This is a genomic window from Fructilactobacillus sp. X7R9C1, from assembly GCF_059901005.1.
The window spans coordinates 185,470-193,265 of the sequence record NZ_JBWXVG010000003.1 but is presented as its reverse complement, the minus strand read 5'-3'; the positions used below and the strand labels follow the sequence as shown (position 1 = coordinate 193,265).

At 35.3% G+C, this 7,796-nt stretch carries 6 protein-coding genes; all 6 read right to left on the bottom strand.

All coding sequences use genetic code 11. The features are described 5' to 3' along the window. Positions 1 to 335: 335 nt before the first annotated feature. Positions 336 to 2,396 carry an LTA synthase family protein gene (locus AC6UD0_RS03695; protein ID WP_500696563.1) on the bottom strand — a complete coding sequence of 687 codons (2,061 nt, stop codon included), beginning with the start codon at positions 2,394 to 2,396 and terminating at the stop codon, positions 336 to 338. A 1-nt stretch (position 2,397) separates the two neighbouring features. Further along, positions 2,398 to 3,462 (bottom strand): lysylphosphatidylglycerol synthase transmembrane domain-containing protein, encoded by a 1,065-nt coding sequence (locus tag AC6UD0_RS03690; protein WP_500693602.1) that lies wholly within the window; start codon positions 3,460 to 3,462, stop codon positions 2,398 to 2,400. A 4-nt stretch (positions 3,463 to 3,466) separates the two neighbouring features. After that, positions 3,467 to 4,489, bottom strand: a complete 1,023-nt coding sequence (locus AC6UD0_RS03685) for a glycosyltransferase family 4 protein (protein WP_500693601.1) — start codon at positions 4,487 to 4,489, stop codon at positions 3,467 to 3,469. A 12-nt stretch (positions 4,490 to 4,501) separates the two neighbouring features. After that, positions 4,502 to 5,686: a glycosyltransferase family 4 protein gene (locus AC6UD0_RS03680; RefSeq protein WP_500708162.1), complete on the bottom strand. Its 1,185-nt coding sequence runs from the start codon at positions 5,684 to 5,686 to the stop codon at positions 4,502 to 4,504. Positions 5,687 to 5,788: 102 nt separating this feature from the next. Next, a complete protein-coding gene (ptsP, locus tag AC6UD0_RS03675) occupies positions 5,789 to 7,519 on the bottom strand; it encodes a phosphoenolpyruvate--protein phosphotransferase (protein ID WP_500708160.1) in 1,731 nt (576 codons plus the stop codon). A 1-nt stretch (position 7,520) separates the two neighbouring features. Further along, the gene (locus tag AC6UD0_RS03670) at positions 7,521 to 7,787 is read right to left on the bottom strand and encodes a phosphocarrier protein HPr (RefSeq protein WP_500693598.1); all 267 of its coding nucleotides are present in this window, start codon (positions 7,785 to 7,787) and stop codon (positions 7,521 to 7,523) included. Between the last annotated feature and the right edge of the window lie 9 nt (positions 7,788 to 7,796).

Genomic DNA, 7,796 nt, shown 5'->3' with positions numbered 1-7,796 from the left:
GTTGTTATTCTTTTTCAAAAGAATTAAAAAGCGAATTGACTTCGCAAATGTTTAATTTTAAGTTCTACAACTTAAAACTACCTTACACTTGTAATCAAAATCTTGTTCAGTTTTCAAAGATCTACTCTGACGCAACGTCGTCTCATTGTACCTCAACGCCGCATGTAATAATATACCATGTGGTTAATTTATTGTCAATAGAAAAGTTTGACTAATTTTAACCAAATTGTTTTGGCGCACTTAACGACAAGAACTACTATACCAAGGAAACAAAATTACGTCAAGACTTTTTTACAAAAAAAGCACTTAGATCTTTATCTAAATGCTTTTTCTAATTATTTTAGTTCAGGAGCATCAGTATGATACATCGGAACCGTGGACTTACCACCATTCTGATCAATTAGATCAGTTTTACGTTCTTTATCAGCCTTATCCAACTGTTCCATTGCATTCTTTGGCTTATAATTATAGTCTTTTCGATCCACAGGCTTAAATCCTTTAGGATGATAGAAACGAAGTAAATCACCATAGATAACTCTATCAGAAAGAGACAAATCACTAGTTACATAGTTCTGAATTCCATCAACTTCCTGCTGTTGTTGCTTATCTGGTTTAATAACTTGACCAGTCTTAGAATCATAGATTGTTCCACCAACCTTAGTGTATTTAGGAGTTACGAAATCTCCATCCCTAAATGGAACAATTTGGTTAGGATTATTCCCCAACAAATCATGTCCGAACTGGATCATATCATCATTCTTAATCCCCAATAAATGAAGCAGCGTTGGTAAGACATCGATTTCTCCACCATAAGTATGATCAACGTGCCCATCCAAATTATCAGCATGGATCATAAATGGCACCTTCTGAAAGTTAGCCAAATCATAGTTATTAACCGACTTTTTACCTAACATCTTAGCAATTGCAGGACGATGATTATTAGAAATCCCATAATGGTCACCGTATAAAACAATGACACTATTCTTCATTAATCCCGTTGCTTTTAGATATGCTTCAAACTCACCAAAAGATTGATCTAAATAATGAGCCGTTTGGACATAAGGATCAACGGTACTATCCCCCGTTTTAAGAGCAGGAAAAGAAACATTTTGTTTATCTAATTCATAAGGATAATGATTAGTCAAAGTGATAATTTTGGCATAAAACGGCTGTGGTAGCTTTTCAAGATAAGGAACTGAATCTTTAAACATAATCTTATCTTTCATTCCATATCCAACATTATACGAAGGTTTCTTCTTATAGTAGTTGCTATCGAAGAAGTACTGATATCCCCAAGACTTATAAGTATTATCTCTATTCCAAAAGCTCGGAACATCTCCATGAAAGACAGCCGTCGAATAACCCTTTTGGTCTAAAATTGCTGGAGCCGCCTGGAAAGTATTCTGCGAACCATAAGTAACCATCGCAGATCCCTGGGGCAATCCATACAATGAATTTTCAAGCATCATTTCAGCATCTGAAGTCTTACCTTGAGCAACTTGATGGTAAAAGTTATCAAACGAAATCGTATGCTTATCACTATAAAACTTATTAATATTCGGAGTAACTTCCTGTCCATCAACTTTATAGTTGATTAAGAACTGTTGAAAACTCTCCAAATGAATAATAAAAACGTTTTTACCCTTTTCTTTCCCAAAATATTTAACGCTTGGATACGTCTGATGTTGATTAATAAATTTCTTGACACTATTCAAATCTGAAGCTTTCGCCTTTGCTCGCGTAGAACTCTCTTGGTGAGTTTGATATGCATTAAAAGCAGCGTATTCATTTAAGCCTAAATACTTAACGATATAATTATTATCAAACGTCCGAGTTAAAAGGCCACTCCGATCCGAATTAGCAAGAGAATATTCTCCCCCCATAAGCAAAATCGAAAGTAAAGTAATTCCAATGGCATAGCGATACTTAAAGGGACGGTAATCGATTTTAATAATCCTGAAGACTAATAGTAAGATTAAAACCACAACATCCAAATAAATCAAAAAATCCGTTGGATGAAGAATTTCCATCATACTCTTGCCCAAATTATTTTGGACGTCTCCGGTTCCTTTAATAATACCAATTGACAAGAAGTCAGAGAATTCTCGATAATATAAAACATTAGCAAACATCCAAGTCGACTGTAGAAAATCAATTATCAGCATCAGCCAATAAGAAAGCTTGCCGCGAAAGTATAAAGCAATCCCAAACAAGAGCAGTCCTGATGGAATTGGATTAACAATCATCAAAAAGGTTTGCATGCCACCCTTAACACCCAAACTAAAGTCGACATTATAAACAACCAAAGTAGTTATCCAATATAAAACGACTACCAGCACGAAGAAACCGATAGTAGTATTAAAAAAATTACGAATGCTTTTTAATATTCGAGACATTCTAGTTTCCTCCAAAACTCTTATGACTTTCGCTTTTTAGTATTTTCCTATTCTTTTGTGCCTTTTTACTTGGCTTCATCACGAGGGCAAAGGCTCCCAAAATCAAACCTAAGTAATACGTAAGAATCCGCCACAGGATCATCGCAAGTACTAGCTTACTTCCATTAGTAATATAACTTCTAAAAATCATCTCAAAGCTATACTCAGCTCCACCTGCTCCTCCAGGAATGGGAAAAATCGAGATAATCATCACAATCAAAATGTGGAGACTGGTTACCATTACCACATTAGCATTGGTATAACCTAACGAAAGCATAATAAAGTAGGGAATTAAGTAATAAAAAAGCAACTGAAAAAAAGTGATTATGAATATTTTAGCCATCAACTTCCCTTGGTGACCAATTCTCACACTCTCTTTATAAAAGTTATCAATCTTCTTATTTAATGTATTTACTAACTTATAAAATGTAGCATCTTTTACAAACCATTTCACTGGTTTGATACAAATATTAACAAATTTTTTAGTAAATGAATGCCAATACATGATCATAAGTAGTGAGACGATCACAAACATGTGAATTCCAAATCCGAACACAACAAACCATGCCAGAGCGTGCATTTTATCAATAACGTAGTTAAAACCGATTATTAACGCAATAAAAAAATTAATTACTATCATGGCTTGGTAAACAACAAACTTCATAAGTAGTGCAGAACTAGCCCGACCACCATCAACTCCCGATTGAATTAAAACAAATAGTTGAGCCGGTTGACCACCAGATGAAAACGGAGTGATCCCATTAAAAAGTTGCTCCACTAAGGGTACCCGGATTGCATCCCGAAAAGTAAAATTAGGATCACTATTTCGAACTAACATGTAAGTAATCACGGATTCAAGAGCAAAATAAAGCAAAATGCACCCTAAAGCAACTAATAACCACCATGGATTAATCTCAACAATATCTCTTATAAGAACGCTAAACTTAATGTCTCTAGCTGCATACCATGAAATAAGTAATCCAAGGGCAATCATGATAAGTAGTGAGACTTTATTTCTCCTGGACATTCAATTACCCCTTTTTCGCCTGGTCAAAATAAAAATCATGCCAAATCTTGGCTAGATGATCCTCGGAATAATAATCAGATGCTTTAAGTGATTTTTCAGCATATGCTTTCAGAAGCTTAGGATCATTTAACAACATCTTAAGTTTTTTATCCATTTCAGCCTCATTATTTGCTGAAATGTAATACCCGTCAATAATTTTTTTATAAAGGGATAAATCCCGCAACATAACAGGAATTCCACACGAGAATGCCTCTAAAACAGACATCGGGAATAACTCATTATACGACGGTAAAAGAAATAAATCAGCCATATTATAATAATTTACTAATTCTTTACGATCAACGATTCCGGGAAAACTCAGGTTTTGAGGTGGATTATCAACCAATTCTTTCAACTCAGAATATCCAGCTGTCATTTTTCCAAATGAAAATCCTCCTGCCCAAACAAATTGAACGTTTGGATTTTGCATTGCTAATTTACCAAAATCAAGAACGCCCTTTCTGGTCTGAACTTGACCGGTTCCGAGCACCGTAAACCGTTTTGTTTGATAACCATAACTACTTCTAAGAGCTTCTTTCTGGCTCTTTGAAACCGGATAAAATTCTTTTTTACTTACAAAATTTGGAATATATGTAATTTTCTTTTTATCAATCCCATATTTTTCAAGTTTAGGTATAAAAGTTGGATTTACAACGACAATATGATCCATCCGTTTATAAAAGGCAATTACATACTTATAAAAAATTTGTCGAAATGGAGTAGGAATTTTTAAACTCCCCTCAAGCGTTTCCGGCAAAAAATGAACGTATCCAATCTTTCGTCCCATTTTTTTTGAAAATGTAGACAAATAAAACGTTGGATTAATGGTGTGATAATGACTAATGTTCGCTTGATTAAATTTATTAATCTCAATGTCAAACTCGTTTGGAAAATGTTTCTTTAACATCTTAATTAACTCAATGTATGCACTACCAACTCCTTGACCTTTTACTTTGTCAGCAGTTGAAAACATATCGATCTTTAACATCAACAAAACTCCTCAGTCAGATGTGTTAGTTTGCTTAGCTTTAGTTCGATCAAACTCTTTGATTGTATCATCATAAAAGCTCAACATCTGATCCACAAAATACTCAGCTGAAATTTCGTGTAATTTCTCTTCACGGACATTTTCGGAATCGGGGTATTCACCTCGGTGTTGCAAATAATCCACCGTTTCAGAAACAAACCTTTCTTCTGACTCAAACGTCATTCCAATTGATTTATCATCAATTAAGTCATCGGTGTACGGACTTCTTGCAACGACAACTTTGGTGCCAGCAGCAACTGCTTCAATGTACGTTAACCCCTGAGACTCAGAATTAGACGTAGAAACAAAAACATCTGCCATTCGATAATAATCATTGACATGATTATTATTAATTTCTCCGGTGAAAATAACATGGTCGTTAAGTTTCATGTCAGACACTTGCTTCATTAAATCATCTTCGGCAGGTCCTTCACCCACAATCACAAGCATAGCATTTGGAACTTGATCCAAAATTTTAGGTAGTGCATCGATCATTTCGGAGATGTTTTTTTCATACGCAACTCGACTAACGGAAACCATCAATGGGGTCTCATCCCTAATGCCTAATTTTTTTCTAATATCAACATGGTCATTTTCTTCATAATGCTTAACGTCAATCCCGGTTGGAATAATTCGAATGGGACTCTTAACCCCATAATCAGTAAGCTTGTCCAAGACACGCTTACTTGGTGCCACCACACCGTCCATGTGATGACAAAAAGCTAACATCATTTCTTTTACGTGTACTGGTTTTAATAATTTGCCGTTGGCAACATAGTGCAAATAATCTTCATACATCGTGTGATAAGTGTGAATACAAGGAATATTCAAATTTTTAGCAACGAACTTCCCGATAATTCCAAGTGAAAATTCAGTTTGGGTATGAACGATATCTAATTTTAATTGCTTAGCAATTTGATAAGCCTGAAATATTCCTCTGACGGCGATTCTTCTTTCGGTAAAAGAAATAAAGGGAACACTTGAAAAACGGTAAATGTCTTTTTCATCGTCATCATTTTTTTCAACGTTAGGATCAGTTGTAGTAAAAATATAGACATGATTTCCACGCCTTTCTAACTCATCTTTTAACGTTTTGATTGACGTAGCAACTCCGCTAACTTGTGGAAAATAAGTATCTGTAAACAAACCAATATTCACGTTGTTTTCCCCTCTCTCTTTAACGTTAAACAAATGTAATTATATGGGTTTCCCGCATGGTTTGCAACTTTGTGCCTAACTACTCAAACCTAAGTAAACCATCTACTCTGGCATCTTAGAGATAAAGTCATCAATCATCTTATTAACGTCACCAGTGGTATCTGCATTTTTAACGACACTATCAGCTAACTTACTTGCTGATTTCGAATTAATTTTACTAATATATGCTTTAGTTTTTAAAATTTGAGTTGGAGTGGCTGATAATTCATCCACTCCTAACCCAATCAAAAAAGGAATCACCTGTGGATCACACGCAACCTCACCACAAACACCCACGGTCTTAGAAGCGTTATGAACGATCCTAACGACCCTTTCAATTAAACGAAGCACGGCTGGATCACAAGCTTGGTACAAATAGGAGACACGCTCATTTAAACGATCAACAGCAACCGTGTACTGAACTAGATCATTAGTGCCAATACTTACAAAATCTACTCTTGAAATGATCTTATCAATCATAATTGCTGCCGCTGGAACTTCAATCATCGTTCCTAATTGAACATCTCCAAGTTTAACTCCTCTATCAATCAAATTCTGGCGTTCTTCAGTGTAAATCGAAAGAACCTGATCCAGCTCTGAGACCGTTGATATCATAGGAAACATGATCCGAATTGGTCCATAAGCTGAAGATCTAAGGAGTGCCCTGATTTGAGTGCGAAAAACCTTGCTTTCACCTAAACTATAACGAATGGCACGATAGCCAAGAAAGGGATTCGTCTCATTATGGGAAATATTAGGCAAATAATTAACTAGTTTATCTCCACCAACATCCATTGTCCTAAAAGTTAACTGCTTTCCTTTTACTTTTGAAACAATGTTTTTGTATATCAAAAATTGTTCGTCTTCGCTCGGGAGATGGTCAGAATCCATGTAAATGTATTCGGTACGAAATAATCCAATTGAATCAGCCCCAACTTCTAAAGCATTATCAACTTCATTTTCGTTACTAACATTAGCCCCCAATAGCAGAGGGTGCTCATCTAATGTCTTGGTCGATTGGCCCTTGAACTTTTCCCATGACCTTTTTTGTTTTCTAAATTTTTCAAGCTTTGTCTGGAATTTATCGATTTCATCTGAATTGGGACTTTCAATAACGTTTCCATTACTTCCGTCAACAATCAATTGCTCATCATTTTTTAAATGATTTAGGCTGTCCTGCAATCCTAGTACAGCTGGAACGTCCATACTTCTAGATATAATGGCTGCATGAGAATTCTTGGTTCCAACAGCTGTAACAATCCCTTTAATATTTTTCTTTTGAACTTGTGCAATCTGAGTTGGAGAAATGGAATTAGCAACAATAATAACTGGCTGGTTAATAAGTGATAGATCGGGAGTATCGACGCCAAGTAGACGTCCCAAAAGCTGGTCTCTGATATCTTCAATATCATGAACCCGTTCCCTTAAATACGGATCATTCATATTCAAAAAAATAGCTGCATATTGATTGAATACACGATTCAATGCAAATGCAGCATTCTTTTTTTCTTCTGTTATGACTCTTTTAACCTCATTAATCAACTCTGGATCAGATAAAACTTCTAAATAAAAATCTAAAATATCAAGATATTTTTTAGCCATTTCAACTCTATTACTTTGTTTGATTTTTATAATAGTAGTTTTGGTATCTTGAAACGTTTTTTTAAGGCGTGCTTTTTCTTCGTCTATACCCAAAAAGGCTTCTTTATTAAAAGTTAAATCTGGTTTAGTTAAGCAATAAGCTTTTCCAAATGCGATCCCATCACTAACACCAATACCCTTAAAGGTAGTCATATTAGTCGATCAATCCTTCATCTTTCATGGTTTTAGCAATTGCATCAAGGGCTTCTTTAGCATCGTCACCATCGGCTGAAATAGTAATATCAGCACCTTGGCCAACTCCTAATGACATAACACCCATGATTGATTTTAAGTTTACAGATTTATCACCATATTCAAGACTAATATTTGAATCAAATTTGCTAGCGGTCTGAACTAACAAAGTTGCTGGACGAGCATGAATGCCAGTTTCTGCCGTGATTTTGAATTGACGTTTCTCCATAATGAACGC

Excerpts from the sequence above, each read along its gene's own strand:
- AC6UD0_RS03695 (WP_500696563.1), bottom strand. The coding sequence starts at position 2,396 with ATGTCTCGAATATTAAAAAGCATTCGTAATTTTTTTAATACTACTATC.
- AC6UD0_RS03690 (WP_500693602.1), bottom strand. The coding sequence starts at position 3,462 with ATGTCCAGGAGAAATAAAGTCTCACTACTTATCATGATTGCCCTTGGA.
- AC6UD0_RS03685 (WP_500693601.1), bottom strand. The coding sequence starts at position 4,489 with ATGTTAAAGATCGATATGTTTTCAACTGCTGACAAAGTAAAAGGTCAA.
- ptsP (WP_500708160.1), bottom strand. The coding sequence starts at position 7,519 with ATGACTACCTTTAAGGGTATTGGTGTTAGTGATGGGATCGCATTTGGA.
- AC6UD0_RS03670 (WP_500693598.1), bottom strand. The coding sequence starts at position 7,787 with ATGGAGAAACGTCAATTCAAAATCACGGCAGAAACTGGCATTCATGCT.